The 18,175-nt window shown below is 42.4% G+C and carries 16 protein-coding genes (1 of these 16 only partly in view); 7 read left to right on the top strand and 9 right to left on the bottom strand.

The window, feature by feature from the left end; genetic code table 11:
- Nucleotides 1-117: 117 nt before the first annotated feature.
- Nucleotides 118-1,509 carry a sphingomyelin phosphodiesterase gene (gene sph / locus LEP1GSC194_RS09225; RefSeq protein ID WP_269209396.1) on the bottom strand — a complete coding sequence of 464 codons (1,392 nt, stop codon included), beginning with the start codon at nucleotides 1,507-1,509 and terminating at the stop codon, nucleotides 118-120.
- Here sph and LEP1GSC194_RS23005 point away from each other — a divergent pair.
- Nucleotides 1,508-1,912 (top strand): pentapeptide repeat-containing protein, encoded by a 405-nt coding sequence (locus LEP1GSC194_RS23005; protein ID WP_231384499.1) that lies wholly within the window; start codon nucleotides 1,508-1,510, stop codon nucleotides 1,910-1,912. The genes sph and LEP1GSC194_RS23005 overlap by 2 nt on opposite strands.
- Before the next feature lie 948 nt (nucleotides 1,913-2,860).
- Here LEP1GSC194_RS23005 and LEP1GSC194_RS09220 read toward each other — a convergent pair.
- From LEP1GSC194_RS09220 to LEP1GSC194_RS09195, 6 genes are all read right to left on the bottom strand, one after another.
- A complete protein-coding gene (locus LEP1GSC194_RS09220; RefSeq protein ID WP_020773309.1) occupies nucleotides 2,861-3,556 on the bottom strand; it encodes a hypothetical protein in 696 nt (231 codons plus the stop codon).
- A gap of 5 nt (nucleotides 3,557-3,561) precedes the next feature.
- Nucleotides 3,562-4,026 carry a MarR family winged helix-turn-helix transcriptional regulator gene (locus LEP1GSC194_RS09215; protein WP_020773320.1) on the bottom strand — a complete coding sequence of 155 codons (465 nt, stop codon included), beginning with the start codon at nucleotides 4,024-4,026 and terminating at the stop codon, nucleotides 3,562-3,564.
- 123 nt (nucleotides 4,027-4,149) lie between these two features.
- A complete protein-coding gene (locus LEP1GSC194_RS23000) occupies nucleotides 4,150-4,698 on the bottom strand; it encodes a hypothetical protein (RefSeq protein ID WP_017808884.1) in 549 nt (182 codons plus the stop codon).
- Between the two features lie 71 nt (nucleotides 4,699-4,769).
- Complete coding sequence (locus LEP1GSC194_RS09205; protein ID WP_020773312.1) at nucleotides 4,770-5,441, bottom strand: response regulator; 672 nt, start codon at nucleotides 5,439-5,441, stop codon at nucleotides 4,770-4,772.
- Entirely contained in the window at nucleotides 5,438-6,499 is a 1,062-nt protein-coding gene (locus LEP1GSC194_RS09200) for a sensor histidine kinase (RefSeq protein WP_020773295.1), read from the bottom strand. The genes LEP1GSC194_RS09205 and LEP1GSC194_RS09200 overlap by 4 nt, the downstream gene beginning before the upstream one ends.
- Before the next feature lie 84 nt (nucleotides 6,500-6,583).
- Nucleotides 6,584-7,870, bottom strand: coding sequence for an LruC domain-containing protein (locus LEP1GSC194_RS09195; RefSeq protein WP_020773223.1), 1,287 nt, complete (start codon nucleotides 7,868-7,870; stop codon nucleotides 6,584-6,586).
- A 159-nt stretch (nucleotides 7,871-8,029) separates the two neighbouring features.
- On the opposite strand from LEP1GSC194_RS09195, the gene coaE reads away from it, so the two are divergent.
- From coaE to xrtN, 5 genes are all read left to right on the top strand, one after another.
- Nucleotides 8,030-8,653 (top strand): dephospho-CoA kinase, encoded by a 624-nt coding sequence (coaE, locus tag LEP1GSC194_RS09190; RefSeq protein WP_017809079.1) that lies wholly within the window; start codon nucleotides 8,030-8,032, stop codon nucleotides 8,651-8,653.
- Nucleotides 8,650-9,393, top strand: a complete 744-nt coding sequence (locus tag LEP1GSC194_RS09185) for an SPOR domain-containing protein (RefSeq protein ID WP_017809080.1) — start codon at nucleotides 8,650-8,652, stop codon at nucleotides 9,391-9,393. The genes coaE and LEP1GSC194_RS09185 overlap by 4 nt, the downstream gene beginning before the upstream one ends.
- Before the next feature lie 53 nt (nucleotides 9,394-9,446).
- Nucleotides 9,447-10,094 (top strand): FFLEELY motif protein, encoded by a 648-nt coding sequence (locus tag LEP1GSC194_RS09180; protein ID WP_017809081.1) that lies wholly within the window; start codon nucleotides 9,447-9,449, stop codon nucleotides 10,092-10,094.
- A gap of 653 nt (nucleotides 10,095-10,747) precedes the next feature.
- A complete protein-coding gene (locus LEP1GSC194_RS09175; protein ID WP_020773266.1) occupies nucleotides 10,748-13,390 on the top strand; it encodes an XrtN system VIT domain-containing protein in 2,643 nt (880 codons plus the stop codon).
- Nucleotides 13,391-13,476: 86 nt separating this feature from the next.
- Entirely contained in the window at nucleotides 13,477-14,967 is a 1,491-nt protein-coding gene (gene xrtN / locus LEP1GSC194_RS09170) for an exosortase N (protein WP_020773182.1), read from the top strand.
- A gap of 144 nt (nucleotides 14,968-15,111) precedes the next feature.
- Here the strand turns inward: xrtN and LEP1GSC194_RS09165 are convergent, their stop codons facing one another.
- Both LEP1GSC194_RS09165 and LEP1GSC194_RS09160 read right to left on the bottom strand, forming a co-directional pair.
- On the bottom strand, nucleotides 15,112-15,720 hold the full coding sequence (locus tag LEP1GSC194_RS09165) for a leucine-rich repeat domain-containing protein (protein ID WP_020773289.1): 609 nt from the start codon (nucleotides 15,718-15,720) through the stop codon (nucleotides 15,112-15,114).
- Nucleotides 15,721-15,925: 205 nt separating this feature from the next.
- Nucleotides 15,926-17,404 (bottom strand): aldehyde dehydrogenase family protein, encoded by a 1,479-nt coding sequence (locus tag LEP1GSC194_RS09160; protein WP_020773263.1) that lies wholly within the window; start codon nucleotides 17,402-17,404, stop codon nucleotides 15,926-15,928.
- Nucleotides 17,405-18,164: 760 nt separating this feature from the next.
- On the opposite strand from LEP1GSC194_RS09160, the gene LEP1GSC194_RS09155 reads away from it, so the two are divergent.
- A protein-coding gene (locus LEP1GSC194_RS09155; RefSeq protein ID WP_036041904.1) for an HDOD domain-containing protein crosses the window boundary here: on the top strand, nucleotides 18,165-18,175 show its 5' end (the start). It continues 1,516 nt past the right edge of the window; 11 of the gene's 1,527 nt are visible here — the first part of the coding sequence; the start codon lies at nucleotides 18,165-18,167; its stop codon lies off the right edge, out of view.

Here is an 18,175-nt window from a genome sequence, read left to right as displayed (position 1 = left end):
GTAAGAATCAAAAGGTTAAGCGGAAAATTCAACTAAGACGGTTTGTTTGAAACGAAAAGAAAAATCAAAAAATAGGAAGGAGGCGATTTATCACGCCCCCTTATGGATTCAGAAAATTTAACGATAAATTAGATCCCCACTCCAATCTCTTTCTGGAGTTGAATTCAATCGGAGATAAAATATTTCTCTTGAGGTGACCGAACTCTTCCAAAGAAAGAGATATTCATTCCAACTTCCTTTGTCCCAAGCGGTCAGATAATAGTACTTTGACGAAGACGTATCATAATCTTTGAATGCGATTCTACTCCCGTTTTGTAGACATCTGCCGTCCAAGTTTATGATTTCGATATTATTGGAGCCGTTGTTGAACTTGGGATAATATCCATAGTTGCCGCTTCCGCCGCCGTACCACCAATTCCAAAAATAATTTAAATGATACGAAGGTTCGATTCGAACGTAACCGCTTTTCATGCAGGAAGGGTTTGAATCGAATGTGTTTTCCTGTAACAAATTGAATTTTGTTAAACCCGTCTCCGTCGCCGAATCCGCTTTCAACCATCCGTCCGATTTTTTAGAATCGGCTTGAATTCTTTTCCCGGTGGCCGTGGACACGAAGGAAACTTGATCGTATTTTCTTCTATGTCCTGATTTTGTCGGAGTAGAGGAATCTGCATAGTTAAAACCGTAAACGGGGTAGTGATCGGATAATTCGAAGCTTGTATATCCGTCTGACATTTTCCAGGTTCTCGTTGAAATGGGATCGTAGGCTAAGTTTTGCCAAACCTGAGGTTGAAGATGCGCTTTCGAAACAAGTATATAATCCAAATACGCGGGCGTATCGTTCGGATATTTAAAGGCGGCCAATCCGTTTGTTTTTGTGTTCCACGTAAAAGGAACTCCCGCATATGTAGGTTCGTTTGCATTCAATCTAGTAAGCATATCAGAATATTCGCTACTACCTTTGATAACGTTTAAATTTCCAGCGATAAAAACCGATTCGTCGTTCGGAATTTCTTTTGAGTCGATAAAATTTCTAATATCGTCGAAATGATTCGCTCTTACGGACTTTCCCGAATCGGTGCAGCCAGAGTCCGGTGCTTGAACTTGAGTCCCTAGAATATGAAATCTCTTTCCGTTTTTGTTGATTCTTACGTAAGCGAATCCTTTATGATAATACTGATCCTGGCCGCATCCGGGTTGATTGAAGATGTATTGTATTCTTTCTTCGATGGGCCATTTACTTACGATGACAACACCTCCGTCCGCGTAAGTAGAATTTCTGTAAATTCCGAAAGTCTCGTCCCAACCATCTTTGGTTTTTCCAATGACATCGGTTTGATACGGGTACTCCGAACGAATTTCGTCCAAGAGAGTTTCTCTCGCTCCATTATCGGAGAGTCTTTCAAACACGATGACGTCTTGATTCTTTATATACTCCGAACTTGCGATTCGCTCCGCTCTTTCTTTTTTTCCCCAATATTTCCAACCTGAAAGTCCGGTTGGCATCATGGAGACGTTGTGGCTTAGAATTTTGATTTCTACGTTTGTTGGCTCTAAAGTTGCAGAAGTGGTCCTTGTAAGACCTGAACTCGTTGACTCTAAACTTGCAGAGGTGGATCTTGCGGGGCCTGAGATTGTTGACTCTAAACTTGCAGAGGTGGATCTTGCGGGGCCTGAGATTGTTGGCTCTAAACTTTCAGAAGTGGATCTTGCGGGGCCTGAGATTGTTGGCTCTAAACTTTCAGAAGCGGTCCTTGCGGAGTCTGAACTCGTTGGCTCTAAACTTGCAGCGGCGGATCTTGCAGGATCTGAATTTGAGTCTGCAGAATTAGAGTTCGGGGAATCAACGTTTTCGTTATTTATGTTTTTGTTATCTGAAGCGGCAATCAAAAACATAAGCAAGTTAATATAGTTTTGTTTATCGGGTACACAACGTAAAAGAAGAAATGAAAATAAACAATAACTCACAAGAAGTATCGGTTTTTTAAATCTCTTCGGTTCTTTTCTGATTTCTTTTCGCAAAACGTTTCGCTTTATTTTCATGTTATACTCTCCCTTCTTTTTATGCGGTATACTCTACTATGGATTGTTTAAAAAGAATATTAAATTAAAAAAATATCATCGTAGTATATGATGCTTAAGTAATATATTTTTTGTTCCTTGAGACATAGGGGACGGTTTGGCCGAAATGAAACGCCTTTCTTACTTGTGGGAGTCGGATGTGTTATAAAACAAGAAAACGGAAAGAAGATACTTGATGAAAAAATATGTGTAGGAATGAGTTTGCGGAAGAAATGATTTGAAACTTGTAAGAAGGAAATTAAAAAAGCGGCATAAAAACGCCGTATGTATTCGGATGAACTGCGGTTTTTTCGAAAGAGATTGTCGGCTAAATTTGCGGTAAGGTTTTGAGTTGCTAAAAACTTCCCCAGAGCCAAGGAAAGGATCCCCAGACCAACCAAAACATAAACAATAGATGAAAAAAATAATTTGTAAGGAAGGATGTATATTTTTTATTTAGAATATAAAGAATTATAAATGTTATCCAAGTCGCCGTTCCTGAAAGTAGCGTGAAAATCATATATGGGCGCCTCGGTATTGGATACCCGATTTCCAGGCGACCGTCAGATAAAGGCTCGATAAAAGTGAGACGGAGAACACAGACACTAAGGAAAGTTTAGGAATTAAGAAGTTTTGAGACGAATTTTTTTTGGAAAGGCCGGTCTCATTAAAATCAAAAAGAAAAGTGAATAGGTCAAAGGAAAAAACATTACGAGAATTTAATATTTTCTCGTAATGTATCACTATCTCCTTCGATTTCTTCCACGAAGGGGATAGTGTCGTATCTTTACAGGAATTCTCAATTACTTTTTAGTTTTTCGGCAATGATCTTTCCCCAAGGTTTTGCGATTTTACTTTCACGAATCAGATGAATGATCGCATACCCGCCGGGGAGCATGGGCAATATCGCTGTCCACATTCCGGAAAAGTAATAATGTCCTGTGGTTCCGTAATAGTAATTCGGCATATTGGTTACGAGCGTCCCTCTCACGATCATATCTACATTTGCCGCATTTTCAGGCTGGATAGCTGGAACCATTAAGGGAAAAATGAAATGTGTGAATTCCGCAAAACCCGGCCCGATAAAAATGAACCAAGCGATAAATCCGGCGATTCTCACTTTAAAAAAAAGCCCCAGGCTCGTTAACGTGTATACGATCGGCCCGATAAAAACAAAGATCATCAGAAAACTTTTTTCGGTCCAAGAAATATCGAACAATCGACTCATTGCCGGACCAAAACCGGTTAAGTATTCTTCCACCAAGTGAATTTGTAAACCTGCTACGGTCAGCATGAATAGAGGCAATATCACCTTCGGTACTATCGGATTCCATAGATATGTACGATACCATAAAATGAATCCGATAGTACCCGAACCGCCGATGATAATTACGGGTGGTAATCCGATATTACGATACCCCATAATGCAGGCAAAGATAAGAAACGCAAGCGCGCCTAACGCGTTTATAAACGCGATTTTCTTTTGATTGTTCATTGTTTTCACTCCTTCAATTCTTGAAAGACTCCTTGGTTTGAGAGATTCAATTCGATTTGCTTCAATGTCTCAATGGTTACCAGTAAGCGTTCGGGGGAAATTTTCTCCGTCGCGGCTTCCAGCAATTCTTGAGCGATGGGAATGAGTTGATCCTTCAATTTTTTTCCTTTCGTCGAAAGTTGAATATGATTTACTCGGCGGTCTTGGTTCGAAGATTTTCTTCGAATCAGACCGTCCTCTTCCATTTTGCTTAAGAACCGGGTAACAGTGGTCTTATCTTTGATCGTCTTTTGTGAAATTTCATTTTGTGTCAGTCCGTCCGTTTCCCAGAGTCGATTCAATATGATCCATTCTTCCGGAGTAATGGAATACCCTCTCTTGTTAAAACGACGTCGTAATTCCTGTTTGATCACGATTCCACAACGATTGATCCGATAACCCAATGTGTTTTCGATTTGAAACTCGTCCATATATAGTTGTAATATACAACAATATTTAAAAAGGTCAACTTTTTTTACGACTTATTACGGATTAGCGCCGCTCACCGAAGGTCGTGGATTAGGATGAAAAAATTTAGAGCCTTGCCCCAAGGCCTATATGCCACCCCAGAACCACGGAAACGCTCTCCACAAAAACCAAACAAAAAGCAGGAGGTGGAAAAGGTAATTGGAAATCAAGGTCTTCCGTTTTCGGTTGTAAACATAAATCGAAAAGATCAGAATCCAACCGAAGACGTAGAAGAAAAGGACGTGATTCATGTAGGGATAGCCTCTATTGGCGACGCCGGCTTTCCAAAGGACAGTGAAATAAAACGCGGAAAGTATAAAAACGAGATTAGCAAAGACCAAGGTGTGTTTCGGAATCGAGGATTTTTCGGATAAATTCCTTTTTCGCAGAATCGGAAATATCGACATAAGAAATAAAACCGAATAATTCAATGGAACGAAGATCCAAGAATAACCGAAAGTTTCTAAAATCAAAACCGGCAGAAAAACCGGTAAAGAGAATGGGGGCTCCAACTCGTTCATACAAGGAATGATTTTGTCTTCGAGGCAAAATTCGAACGGGATTCTGATATAAACCGCATAACAGCAGCAAAAAACAGAAAAACAACCGAATAGAATGAACGCGTATCGAAACATGTTGTTTGTTCGGAATCAGTTTCTCGATTCTTCGCTTAACAAATCGCGTCGTCGACTTTACGAACGTCGATCTAAGACTCAATCAGACCCGCGCGGATCGCATACATAACTAAATCCGCAACTTTATGAAGATCCAGTTTTTTCATGATATTGGCGCGGTGAACTTTAACGGTCGCCGGAGAGATTCTTAAAATGCCGCCGATGGATTCATTGGAATTTCCCTCGGCGACGAGTTTTAAAATTTCTCTTTCTCGGTCCGAAAGAACCGAAAACGCTTTTTTGGCGTCCTGGTTTTCTTCGCCCGGTTTTCCGGAACCCACAAAACCGGACAAAAAATGAGCCGTAATTCCGGGGCTTAAATACGTTTCCCCTTTGTGAACCGCTTCAATCGCGCGGAGAAGATCGTTACCAGCGTCGTCTTTTAAAACGTAACCGTTGATACCGAGTTCCAATAATTTTTGAACGTATTCTTTGTTGTCGTGACGCGAAAGAATGATGGTTCGAATGTTCGGATAATGTTTTCTTAAATTTTTTACGAGATCGATTCCGCTTAAGCCGGGCATGGAGATATCCGTAATGACTAAGTCGGGATTTAATTTGCCGATTTGCTCCAGGGCTTTTTCGGCGTCTCCGGATTCGCCGCAAATTTCAAATCCGGACTGTCCGGAAAGGATCATCTTCAACCCTTCTCTGAGGATGGCGTGATCGTCGACTAGGAATATTTTTGTGTCAGTAGGTTTCATGTTTTTTTGACGGACGTGCTTTTGTTTTTTTCTAGGGGAATTCGGATGATAAACTTGGCTCCTTTCCCGGCTGAAGAATCAATCTTAAATTTACCGTTTAAATCTTCCACTCTTCTTCGGATATTTTCAAGTCCAAAACCGGAAGACTTAACCCTTACTTTTTTTTCCTGGAAACCGATTCCGTCGTCCTTTGCGTCCAGCAACAACTGTCTCCCTTTGACATGAACCTTGAGATGAATCTTTTTCGCTTGGGAATGTTTGATCGCGTTCTGAAAGATTTCCTGAACGATTCTAAAAACCTGATTGGCTACGGCGGGTTGCAGATCCGATTTTAGGTTGAGGTCCAAATCGGCCTCCACGTCCATAGACGGAAACAAATCCGAACTCAAAGCTCGGATCGCCGCTTCCAAACCGATTTCCCGCAAAGTGGAAGGATGTAAGTTCGTATAAATATCTCTGAGTTCCTGGCTTGCCTTATCGATCAAAAGAAGTCCCGTATCGAACTGAGCTTCGTAGGTTTTCGGATTTCGATTGTATGCTTGGAAGTTGAGTTTGGCGGCGAGAATGGTCTGACCGACCCCGTCGTGTAATTCTCCGGAAAGCCGAATTCTCTCTTCTTCCTGAGATTGTAAAAGTTTACTGTGAAGGCTGGCGATTTTTCTTTCCAACCTTTTGTTTTCCGTGATGTTTTTGAGAATGATTCCGATACTTTCTCCGAAACGAAACACGGAATAACCGTAGTAGATCTTTTGTTTTCTGAACTCTTGGTTCTGAATCTTTCCCCATTTGGAAAGATGGATGTTCGATTCCATTTCCTCCTGATCCACGGGATTCAAACCGAAGACCCGAAACAGATTCTTACCGACTAAATTGCGGGAACTCCCCCCAAATTCCTTCCGAAACGATTCGTTTGCAAAAAGAATCGTTTTCGTGTCGTCGATCGCGACGATAGGAGAAATTTCCTTGAGAAGATTGAGAAAAAATTTAGGCGAAAGACCCGACTTTAAACTTGTCGAAGTGGAAGGACGTTTTCGATTCTCAGGTTTTAAATCCCGCATAAGAGGTTAAAACATTCTCGTTTGACCTCAAAGAAAGAAAAGAAAAAAAGAGATCCCGGGAAGAAAATCCCGGGAAAATGAGTTTTAGTTCGTTGCCGGAAATACTTCCGAAAGGACCGGAGTCACATACCAGTTATGGTTCGTATTCCCAAGCGATTCGTACCAAGGTTTGAAAGAAGGATACGATTTACGGATATCCGTACTTTCATAAGGCCAGAGAAAATTTCCGGGAACGAGTAATGCCCAAGGAAAACCGGTAGAATCCAGATAAATATCCTTTCCGCTCGCATCGAAATATCTTTTTGGAAAATGAATTTCCTTATTCGTATTGATCACTTTTACAAAGGTATCGTACGGAGCGGGACCTAAGGTCACACGATTGATCGCGTTCTGTAAGATAACTTCCAAGTTCGCGGACTTTCCTTTTTTGAAAGTCGTGTTGGATCTCGAAGTGTTCGAAGATGGGATCGTCGTATTGGATCTAGGAAGAATTTCCAGAGAAGAAATCGAAGAATTGCCGCCGGTCGCGTTGGACTCAATCGTAGTACCGTCGTATCCGTATCGAGTTAAGGAATAGGAGGATGCGATGATTTGCGGAATCGTAAGATGAAGCGTGTGATTGTATCCGGCGCCCTTGGCGACGTGAAGGAAGTTTGCGCGCACTCTCGCCACTTCGCCCTTTGCGTTCCAATCTTCCTCGAACACGACTCTCACGTTGTAGTCGTTAAAGTCCGCGTCTCCTTGATTCGGATATAAGTCTTCGAAAGAAATCGTATAATATCCTTCGGTCGGATAACGAAACGTAGACGCTCGAGTCGGATCGTTCGGATACGTGTCGTCGCGATCCACGATTCCATCCTTGTCCGTGTCCGGAAGAATTACGTTATTTCCCTTGATCACGATTGTGATTCTTCTGGAAATGCTGTAAGCATTGATGATTTGTATTTCGGCCTCGTAGAGTTGGCCGAAGGCTTCCACTTTGAGCAGGACCTTATGGGTCGCCTCGTCGATCGTAAAACTTCCTTTTACTTCTCCGTTTGCCGAAGTCGCCGCCCTGAAGATCGATCTTTGAGCCGTATTATCTATATTATAAACTTGTACTAAACTTCCGGAGATCGGGGATTCGGGACTAAGAACCTGGATGTTTACGTTTACCGTCCTAGTCGTGTCGAAAACGAAATCCACGGGAGCGGTTTCGTCGTTGATGACGATGCTAAAAGGTTGTTCTCCATCAGGAGCGGCGGGAGGGTTCGGTTGTGTGGCGTTTAAAAGCCAGAGCAGATTGGGGTCTTGCGAGTTCGTGCAGGCATTGACTCCGAAAAGTAGAAATCCTACTAAAACCGCACTCGCTAATGTTCGATAACTTCTCATTGTCTCCTCCGGCACATGCCATAACGGATACGATTGTCTCACAAATGAATACGATGAACAATATGCCCAAAGACATATTTTGTTAAGCGAACAGGTATAAAACGAGAAGGAAGTTTCTTTTTTGCTTGTACTTTTGTCCGGCGGCCCTATTCTCAACCCATGCAGGGTTCCGACTCCGGTAAAAAGGCCTTTTTGGTTGGAATCACCGGAATGATCGGAGGTGGCAAAAGTACCGCCGCTAAAATTTTGGAAGAGTTGGGAGGTTTCGGGATCAGCGCGGACCGTTTAGCGAAACGTTATACGGAACCGGACTCGCCCATTCTCCCGGAACTGGTAGAACTTTTAGGAAAGGAAATTTTAGATTCGCAAAACAAACCCGATCGGAAAAAAATTTCCGAGATCGTTTTTAACGACCCCGAAAAACTCGCGGGACTCAATCGACTGATTCATCCCAGGGTTAGAAATGATTTTCAAAAAATTTTGGAGACGGAAGCAAAGGGGAGAATGGTGATTTGGGAAGTTCCCCTTTTGTTCGAGACCGACGCCTACACACTCTGCGACGCGACCGTAACCGTGGATTCCGATCCGGAAGAATCGATTTTAAGGACGATTTCTCGGGACGGTCTTAAAAAAGAAGACGTCTTGGCCAGAATTGTAAACCAACTTCCTCTTACGGAAAAGTTAAAAAGAGCCGATTATATCCTTAGAAACAGAGGGGACTTGGAATCTCTCAGAGAGGAATGTAAAAACCTCTACTCCACTTTATTGGGAAAAATGTTATGAAAGAAAAAATTTTTTATGTGATCAATTTGGATAATAAGAGAATTCTAATTCTCTCCATGTTCTTAATCGGACTGCTTTGCTCTTTCTTTTTCTTGGGAGTTTCGGTCGGAAAGAAGAGGGCGGGCGGTTCCGGCGAAGAATCACTGACGTTAAACGAAATCAAAAATCAGGAAGTTCAAGGTTCGATCCCTTTTTCGGAGCCGGGCCAAATTCCCATCGAGCGTAATAACACGGTCGCGTCCGCCGAAATACCCGCGGCGAGCGTAAATTCTCCCTCGAACGACAACTCCCGAGAATCCGTAACTTTTAAAAACATTCCTCCCGCTACGGAAGTTGTGGAGTTTAAAAAATCGGGAACAAGCGCGACTAACGTTGAAAAGGAAAAAGGACCCGCGGTCGAAACTCTTTCGGTAAAGGAACCGGATCATTCCAAAGATTCTAAGAAATCGAAACGAAACGAAGAAAAAAAATCAAAACGAATTTCTTCCAAATCCTCATTGGACGAACAATCGGCGGAATATTCACTTCAAGTAGCGGCGTTTAAGGAAAAAGAAAAGGCCGACGAATTGGCAAAATCAATTTCCGGTACAACGAAAAAGATAAAAGCAAACGTCAAAAGATCCAGGAACGGATATTATACGGTACGATTCGGATCCGATTCTTCGAGAAAAGGGGCGGAAGGTCTTGCAAAGTTTTTGCCCGCGAAATTCAGATCCGGAGTCATCGTAGTCAAGGATTGATTTTTATATTGACCTAAGATACGTAGCCTACGAAATCTGTTTCTGAATTAAGAATGGATCAACATGTGTTAGAGCTAACCCGTAAAGCGGTTGTTCGCGCGACTATCGAGAGGCTTCGCACAACTTATTCGGATCTTCTTGTCATCAAAGGATACGGCGACATCCCGGATTTTTTCGAGTTCAATTTATATTCTCCTTCGAACAAGGAAGAAAGAGATAACGCCTTAGAAAGTCTGTATGATAAGTTGAAAACGGTCGCGGGTAAATCCATGACCGAAAACATTCATCAGATCATTCTCCTAAATCGTCTAACGGACTCTTTGGATTACGACACGGCAAAAGTCGTGATCGAAAACAATCTTATGGAGGACGGTATAATTTCCAGAGACAATCTTTACGCCGCGATGGGCGAAGCGAATCGTTTTAGCGAAAGAAAAACTCAAATTCAAATGGTCTGTAATACTCTTAAATTCTTTTTTTCACTTTCCAAACTTCCTATGATCAAACTCGTAATGGCCCCGATCAAGGTAGCCGCTTCCATGGTGGGTGCGACTTCTCTGGTGGAAACGATGGAAGCGGGTTACGAATTATCCAGTAAAATCAAGGACCTGAATCCTTTCATCGACGCGTTCTTAGACAGGGAAATTCGCCTAATCGCAAAATTGGAAACGGGCCATCCGGTCGGCGAACTTACCAGCTGACGAATATTTCCCGTTCGAAAGTTCCATCGTAATTCTAAATTGATATTTCCTACTCAAAACTACGTAAAACGGTGTCCGGAGTTCCGCCTTTAAAACGGGGATTCGTTTCAAAATTCATGCTACTCTATTACGTAGGGATCAGGAATTTGAAAAAAAATAATATTCTGAAATTATAATATTTTGTAATCGAACGTTTTTTCGCATTTGATCTTTCTTGCGCCGCCTCGAAAAACGAAAATCCGATTTCGTTTGTTAAAACAAAGAGTAATCCATACTTAGGGATCAAATATCCGTTCAAGCACCTGAGTGCTCCGAATGGAACACTTGAGGAGGCGACTTATTTTGGAAACTTTGATAGATTCTTTCATAGAATCAAAAACAAGAATCGGCTATGACGACGATACAAAACAAAATTAGAGACTACTTTCAACGCAAAGTTAAAATTTCCACATTCGAAAAACCGGTCTGGGGTTTGGACGTTGTCTTCACTCGTAGCAACCGCGATTTTCAAATTCTTGAGTAAAATGAAAGAGAGACTAACGCAATAAAAACGAAGGTATAAATTCTTACGTTGAATTCGCTTTAATTTTTAGTTTCCAAAATTCAAACATAAAATAAAAACAGAACAAGCTTACACAAAGGAGCCCAAAGCGATGCAAACTAAGATTATGGAATACTTTCAACGCAGAGTTAAAATTTTCACATCCGAGAAACCCGCTTGGGTTTGGATGTTAAGTTTGATCGGAGCAATCATTTTACTTGCGGCGGTTGTGTATGGAATGCTTAGGTATGATTATCATCCCGGAAGAGGCGACGGGTTTCTAGTTGCCTTTGTCGGGCTCATATTTTTTGTATTGTTCTCCGTTCTCTTGTATGTTTTCTTTCCGAATTACAAACAGTTTTTGATTTTTACTCTGATTGTATCCGCGGTTTGTTTTACTACGAATTCGTATGTGTTCAATCACGGGGTATTTCCTCCTTTTACCGAAAGAACGGTTTGGGTTCTTTGGATTTCATTCTCATTGCTTGCGGCTTCTCTTTTTATCGATCGGCTGCCGCAAATCGTATTACCATTCTTTCAACCGATTTTGATTCTGGGCGCTTTTATATCCGTTTCCTTCGCTTTAGTTCTGGCTCCGCTTATGATTTTTAGTTGGGCTTTGATTTGGATGGCGGGTCTTGGATTTCTTCCCTATGGTCCTTTGTTCGCGATCACGGCGTTTGTAAAGTCGATCCATAAAATTCATTTTTCCCTGGATAAAAGTAAAAAGAAAATCTCATTGGGTTTGATCCTTGCCACCTCGATTTTGCTCATCGCTTATTCCACTTATTACTTTATCCAATGGAATCACGCGGAAACGATTCTTACCAAACCCGAAGCGGTTCAAGGAAACAATCGGATAGACGGAGATCTGCCGGATTGGATTCAAAAGGCGTCTCGTATGAGAGTCAATCACGTAACCGAGATGGTTCTTCAGCCGGACCGAAGATCTCAGATCGCCTTATTTGCGGCTCAGAGCCAGTTCGATCCGCTCGCATATTTTGCCTCAACGGGATTTCTTACCTTCTCTTTCTCTGGTCGTTCTGCATCGGAATCTCGAATTACCGAAGAAGAGGCGGGAAAAATGTTGCACCTTCTATTCGGAAAATCGCATGCGTATCTCGATCGATTGTGGAGAGGGCATTCGCTCATTACAACGGATATAGATTCTCACGTTCAAATCCATCCGGAACTTCGCGTTTCTTATACGGAGACGACCCTTTCGATCTATAACGAAAATGCTTCTTCGCATTCCTGGATCGGTTTGGGTCGAGGGACGTCTCCTCCGGAAGAAGCGATCTATACGATCACCGTTCCGCCGGGAAGTATTTGTACGAAACTTTCTCTATGGATCAACGGAGAGGAAAGGCCCGCAAGACTTACGTTTCGTTCAACGGCGCGTAACGCGTACGAACAAATCGTAGGAAGGGAAAGAAGAGATCCTTCGTATGTGGAGTGGTTGGACGGAAATCGATTGCGCCTGCGAGTTTTTCCCGTAACTCCCGAAAATTATAGAATGGTAAGAATCGGAATCGTTTCTCCTCTCAAAACGGACAACACGACGATCAAAGAGACGGAAACTCTGAGTTATGAAAGAATCCGTTTTGAAGGCCCAGTCTCCGATTTCGCGGATCAAAACGTAAACGTGGATTTGTTTTCCAAAGCTCCGATCGAACTTTCCACTTCCGGAATTTCTTTGAAAGAAAAAGTAGTTTCGGATTCTCAAGTGCGTCAGTGGACCGGAGGCGCCGGGTCAAAAGGTTGGTCTTTTTCGTTTCCGGCGACTCCGCCTCAAGGAATGATTTCTACAGGACCGGATAAGACATACAACGTGCTTCCGGAACAAACGGAACTTGTACAATTTTCACCCGATACGATCGTAGTCGCGCTCAATACTTCTCTTTCTCGTTCGGAGTGGAAGAACGTAGTAAAGAAAATGTACGGGTTTGGAATTCCGGTTACGATCCTTACCAACGAATGGTTTCGCACAAAAGACGTCGAAAAAGCGATTCGTTATCTGGACGAATGTGAAATTCCTGCCTTCAATTTATTTCCTCTTCATTTCAATGAAACGTCTCCGACGACCAAAGTATTAGGAGGGAAAACGCCTCTCTGGATCGTTGCGGGGGAGAACCAATCGATTCCCTTGGGAGAACTGCGCGGTTCCGTGCATTTTTCCAAAATGCAGACCTCAGCTGCAATACGATCCGAACCCGTAAAGATCGCGATCTTAAACGGCAAACGTTCCGAATACGTTGCGAGTCTCATCGACCTAAACCAAGTCGTATCCGTCGCGGAGAATGAAGACGAATTACTGAACGTACTTCGAAACAAACAAATCCGTTTACCGATCGAAAATGAAAACGTCACCTCTCTTCCGTATGCAAAACTTTCTCTTGAAAAAACCGATCGAACGTGCATTAGACAACCGGGATCGGATCTACTCGTTCGAATGTCGATTCAGAGAAAGATCATGAAACAACTCGGAAAAAGATTCTTTGATCGGGATCTGGAAAACGGCGATCTGGTAGACTTAGCGCAAGATGCGATGGTCGTTTCTCCCGTTTCCACGTTGATCGTACTCGAAACCGAAAATGATTACAAACGATTTGGAATCAAGGCGAACAAATCCGCGCTCGGCCAAAGTAAACTCGAAGCTCCCGGAGCCGTACCCGAACCCGGCGAATGGTTGTTACTCGTTTGTATCGTTTTAGGGTTGATCGTTTATTTCAGAATGAGAAGACGCTTCGCTTAATATTGATATAACGGAAGAATGGTGTAGATGGTAATTGATTCCAGTATTTCGGAATTTTCTTTTACTGATCATCTAACTTCGATTATATGAAACTATCCAATCGATCCATTTTTTTAGTCGGAATTTTGGTCTTAGTCTGCGTGATTCCGATGTTTCAAGTCGGCAAAGATTTGCTGAGTCTGAAATCCGTCTTTGAGTTATATCCAATTTTGTTTCTTCCGCTTTTTGTTCGTTTCGAGAGTGGTCGTGAAAATTCCAACCGGAATCCGTCCTTTAAAGAGACGCAAGACGTTGCAAACATTATAAAAATTGAAAGTGTGGCGCAGGGCTCCGAGATTTTGGAACCTTCTAGAACGAAAAGATTTCGTTTTGAGATAAACTTTCGGAAAAGAATCGGGTGGCTTTTGCCCGGAACGATTTTTGTGATTTCGGGAATTTTCTTTCAAAGACTCAGTCTCGTTTGGATCGGATCGTTTTGGAACGCGCTCGCCGTTTTGTATCTGAGCGGAATCGCATTTGTTTGGCCCGCTCCCTTTTTAGTCTTTGCGATTCCTCCGATTACGGGATTCGGTTCTCTCTTTCTCGGATATAAACTGCGTTTGATCGTTACCGAATTGTGCGTGCAATTGATACGATTCATAGACTCGAGTGCGTTGGCGGTCGGAAATCAAATTTTCTTTCACGAAAGATGGTTTGCGGTCGATCGAGTCTGCGAAGGAATGAAGATGGGGCTTGCTTCGATTCTCATCGCGGCGGCGTTTATATCCCGCGCCAATCGGATCGGAGCGATTTTGATTTCTTCTCTTGTTCTTCCTCTTTGGTTTTTTTCCAACCTTTTCAGAGTTTGTGTCTTGATTCTTTTTCAAATACCGGCCGGTACTTGGAGACACGAGTTGATCGGAATTGTACTTTTTATTTGCGGAATCGTCGTGCCGTTGGCGTTCATTTCCTTGTTGTTCCCGAATTCGAAACAAAACGAATTCAATTTTTCGAATCTGATTTTACGATCTCCTCCGAAAATTCTGTGGTTGATTCTCCCTTTATCGACGGCGATTTCTTTAGCGCCTATAAATCGTTTTATCCCGGTAAAACCGTATATATGGCCTTCTAAAATCGATACGTTTCATCTCGACGCAAATTCCACACTAAGCGATCACAGAATCGCCGTTTATCGCTCAAAGGAAAATTATCTCATCTTAAAACGAGATTTGTTCGCGATCGGAACGGGGCACGATCCCAGAATTTGTTTTGAAGCGGTCGGCTTTTCCTTTGCGGAACAAGGGGAGCGGAACGGCTTAAAAAGGGCGGAGTTAAAAAGCCCGTCCGGAGAAAAACCGATTCTTCTTTGGTGGTATTCGATTACGGAAAAATCCAAGTTAGACGAAACGGAGCTCTCCCGATTAACCGAATTTGCACCGCGTCGAGCGGCTTCCGATTTGGAATGGAGATGGAAACGTTTGCTCGGCGCAGACGTAATCCAGTGGAATCTGTATGGGCCGAACGAAGAAGAACTTCGTAAAATTGCGGAAAGTTTTTCGAAGGAGCCTCTCGGCGGTAAAAAAGAATCGATCCAATGATCTTAGATTTGCCCTAACTTTCTTCCATCGAATTCGCGTTAAATAAATTTAAAAATCGTCGCTTTGTTTGAATGGTTTTAGAAACAAAGAAAGTGTTACGTTATGCGTATCGGAAAGATTGCTCCGATTTTTATAAAACCTCCATCAATCTCCTCCACCTTCAAAATCGATTTCGCAATTGGAAAGCAGCTTTCGGATTCTTTCTTTTTCTTTGGGCGAAATAGAGTTAGAGTCTAATTCCAATCTTTGTAAACTTATAAGTTCTGCGATTTCTCTTGGAATCGTCGTAAGTCGGTTGACGCTCAAATTCAAAATTTGTAAATTCCGAAGTTGTAACACTTCCGTCGTAAGAGCGGTGAGTTGGTTGCCAATCAATTCGAGTTTTTGCAAATTTTGTAACTGTTCGATTTCTTTAGGAAGAGAAATGAGTTTGTTGTTATTCAAATTCAACTCTTGCAAATTCCGTAGTTGACCGATTTCCTTGGGCAACTCGGTAAGATCGTTTCCATCCAAATTCAATCTTTGTAGATTCTTGAATCGTTCGATCGTTTTGGGAACCGTAGCAAGTTTTTGAAAACTCAAATCCAATACGTGAACGTTCAATGGGTTTTGGAGGGCCTTAGTTAAGTTTTTGTAATGTTTCTGTTTTGCTATTTCTTCCGATTGTATTTCGAAAAGGAAACAAACGAAGAACGAAAAAATTACGACGATTTTTTGAACGTTAGCGACACTATCCTTGGAGTTCATGAGCATGCGGCATTACCTGAGTTTTAAATTTTTTGCACAGGGAAAGGATGAAAATCGCTTTCATACGGACAACTTTTTTTCAAATCGACCCTACCCATAAAAAAATCCTTCGGAGTCTTCTCGGCAAACTCCAAAGGATTTCAAGAAATCGCGATGTTTTAAAACGAAAATCGGATTCGAAATTTCGGTAATCGCTTCCTTGTTTACAAAATCAAACGAGGAACTTTTTCGTTAAAGAAACGAGACGTTTCACAAAATTCGTGTAAGGCGGATACATCAGATCAATCGAACTAAAGAGCGCCTGACGAAGAACGGAACGTTCGTGAGAGAAGGCTTTGAATCCGAAAAAACCGTGATAACTTCCGTGACCGGAATGATTGACTCCGCCGAAAGGAAGATTCGGATTAGCGAGGTGAAGAATCACGTCGTTGACCGCAACGCCGCCGGAAGAAGTTTCCTTCAGAATCTTTTTGATCGCGCGTTCTTTTTTACCGAAAACGTAAAGTGCGAGAGGTTTCGGCTTGGAATTGATCTTTGCGATCGCCTCGTCCAAGTTCGTATAGGGAATCATAGGAAGAACCGGACCGAAGATTTCATCTTCCATAATATTCGAATTTTCAGGTACGTTGCTTAAAAGGGTGGGTTCGATATAATTTTGGGAAGAGTCCGTATCTCCTCCCATTTCGATCTTAGCCCCTTTTTCGACGGCTTCGTGGATATAACCGGAAACCCTGCTGAAGTTTCGGTCGTTAACGATTCTACAAAAATCCGGATTTTCCTTGAGAGGTTTCGACCCGTAAAATTCCTTAACGACCGTTTTGGCTTCTTCCACAAAAGGTTTGATGAGATCGTTAGGAATGAGCAGATAATCGGGGGCCACGCAGGTTTGTCCCGCATTCAACACTTTTCCCCAAACGAGTTTTTTAGCGGCCTTTTTGATATCCGCGCTTTTATCGATGATCGCGGGAGATTTACCGCCTAACTCGAGAGTGACGGAGGTCAGATGTTTTGCCGCCGCGGTCATTACGATTTTTCCGACGTGAGTGCTTCCCGTAAAAAAGATATGATCCAAAGGAAGTTCCATAAGAGCGCTTGAAACTTGGTAGTCCCCTTCAAAAACGGCGACTTCCTCTTTCGGAAACACTTCGCTTAAGATTTTTTGAATTAGATTGGAAGTAACCGGAGTAAACTCGGAAGGTTTGATGAGAACCGTATTTCCCGCGGCGATCGCCGCCGCAAGAGGAGCGAATGTAAGATAAAAAGGATAGTTCCAAGGACCGATGATCAAAACGACCCCGCGAGGTTCGTAGAGGATTTGGCTTTTGGAACCGAAAAGGGTCAGGGGGGTTTTGACGTTCACAGGTTTCATCCATCTGCGAACGTGATGGATCGCGTCGTTGATTTCCGAAATGGAAGGCATAATTTCGGTGATGTCGACTTCTCTTTCGTTCTTACGAAAATCGGCGTTCACCGCTTTTTCGATTTCCGGAGAATATTTAAAAATCGCTTCTCTCAGTTTTTTCAAACGTTGAATCCGCTGACTTGCCGTGGTAAGTTTCATAACCTTATGGAAATGCAATTTTTGGAGATTAAAAACGCGTTCGACCTCCGTCTTGTTCACGGACGGAAGGGTTGGAGTTGTTTGGTTAGAATTCGGTAATTTTACCGGAGATTCCTGTAAAGTTGGCATCGGAATTAGCTCCTCATATCGTTTAGAAATTCGTAATTGGGAATGGCCCGATGGTCGGGCGGCCTCATTCTATCATCGCGGAATCCGAAAGCAATTCTTTTTATGAACGTGAGTTTGGCGTAAGAAGCGGGGCGAATCCGGCCTTGGCATTCCGATCCTAGAACATTCCACTCGAGTTATGGCCGGACCGCGCTTTCCGCTTTGATCAACAAATTGACGGATTGCTCGGAAAACAAAATTTCGCGGTCATTCAATTTGTTGATCTCGCTTCAATCGCTTTCGCATTTGTTATATGGAAACACCCGTTTCAAGCGGCTGTGAATTAGGCGTTAGGACTTGACAATACTTTCCTAACTTCTCGTCTCTGACAGTTATCCACTAAAATATGGACTTACGTTATTTTTCTTTTATTTAATCCCGAATAGATGGACGGTCGTACAAAAGAGTTGTTGAAAAATTCCATAATGGAGATTAACAAAACTGCTTCAATCGCACATTTCAATGAAACGGACAAAGATGGGGAATTAATTTTTCAACAACTCTAAAGGAATCATTGCGAAGATGGGCATTAACCGAAATTAAACGTAGGACTTTGGAATTCACTTTAAAGAAAGAACGGGGTTAGAAATTTTTTTAAGGATTCTCTACAAAGGATTTCGGATAACTTGGCAAGGAAAGAATGAAGTCGGAAATTTTTTCCGAGAATTTCCATATCAGATCACTTGACAACAAAAGAAAGGAATCGGAAGAATCAAAGAATATGAGTCAAAG

This window comes from Leptospira alstonii serovar Sichuan str. 79601 (assembly GCF_000347175.1).
GTDB classification, from domain to species: Bacteria; Spirochaetota; Leptospiria; order Leptospirales; family Leptospiraceae; genus Leptospira; species Leptospira alstonii.
This window is presented reverse-complemented; position numbering and strand designations above follow the sequence as displayed.

Bases quoted from the DNA above. Each gene is read 5' to 3' on its own strand.
- LEP1GSC194_RS23005 (WP_231384499.1), top strand. From the start codon at position 1,508: ATGGAGACGTTGTGGCTTAGAATTTTGATTTCTACGTTTGTTGGCTCT.
- sph (WP_269209396.1), bottom strand. From the start codon at position 1,509: ATGATGCCAACCGGACTTTCAGGTTGGAAATATTGGGGAAAAAAAGAA.
- LEP1GSC194_RS09220 (WP_020773309.1), bottom strand. From the start codon at position 3,556: ATGAACAATCAAAAGAAAATCGCGTTTATAAACGCGTTAGGCGCGCTT.
- LEP1GSC194_RS09215 (WP_020773320.1), bottom strand. From the start codon at position 4,026: ATGGACGAGTTTCAAATCGAAAACACATTGGGTTATCGGATCAATCGT.
- LEP1GSC194_RS23000 (WP_017808884.1), bottom strand. From the start codon at position 4,698: ATGTTTCGATACGCGTTCATTCTATTCGGTTGTTTTTCTGTTTTTTGC.
- LEP1GSC194_RS09205 (WP_020773312.1), bottom strand. From the start codon at position 5,441: ATGAAACCTACTGACACAAAAATATTCCTAGTCGACGATCACGCCATC.
- LEP1GSC194_RS09200 (WP_020773295.1), bottom strand. From the start codon at position 6,499: ATGCGGGATTTAAAACCTGAGAATCGAAAACGTCCTTCCACTTCGACA.
- LEP1GSC194_RS09195 (WP_020773223.1), bottom strand. From the start codon at position 7,870: ATGAGAAGTTATCGAACATTAGCGAGTGCGGTTTTAGTAGGATTTCTA.
- coaE (WP_017809079.1), top strand. From the start codon at position 8,030: ATGCAGGGTTCCGACTCCGGTAAAAAGGCCTTTTTGGTTGGAATCACC.
- LEP1GSC194_RS09185 (WP_017809080.1), top strand. From the start codon at position 8,650: ATGAAAGAAAAAATTTTTTATGTGATCAATTTGGATAATAAGAGAATT.
- LEP1GSC194_RS09180 (WP_017809081.1), top strand. From the start codon at position 9,447: ATGGATCAACATGTGTTAGAGCTAACCCGTAAAGCGGTTGTTCGCGCG.
- LEP1GSC194_RS09175 (WP_020773266.1), top strand. From the start codon at position 10,748: ATGCAAACTAAGATTATGGAATACTTTCAACGCAGAGTTAAAATTTTC.
- xrtN (WP_020773182.1), top strand. From the start codon at position 13,477: ATGAAACTATCCAATCGATCCATTTTTTTAGTCGGAATTTTGGTCTTA.
- LEP1GSC194_RS09165 (WP_020773289.1), bottom strand. From the start codon at position 15,720: ATGCTCATGAACTCCAAGGATAGTGTCGCTAACGTTCAAAAAATCGTC.
- LEP1GSC194_RS09160 (WP_020773263.1), bottom strand. From the start codon at position 17,404: ATGCCAACTTTACAGGAATCTCCGGTAAAATTACCGAATTCTAACCAA.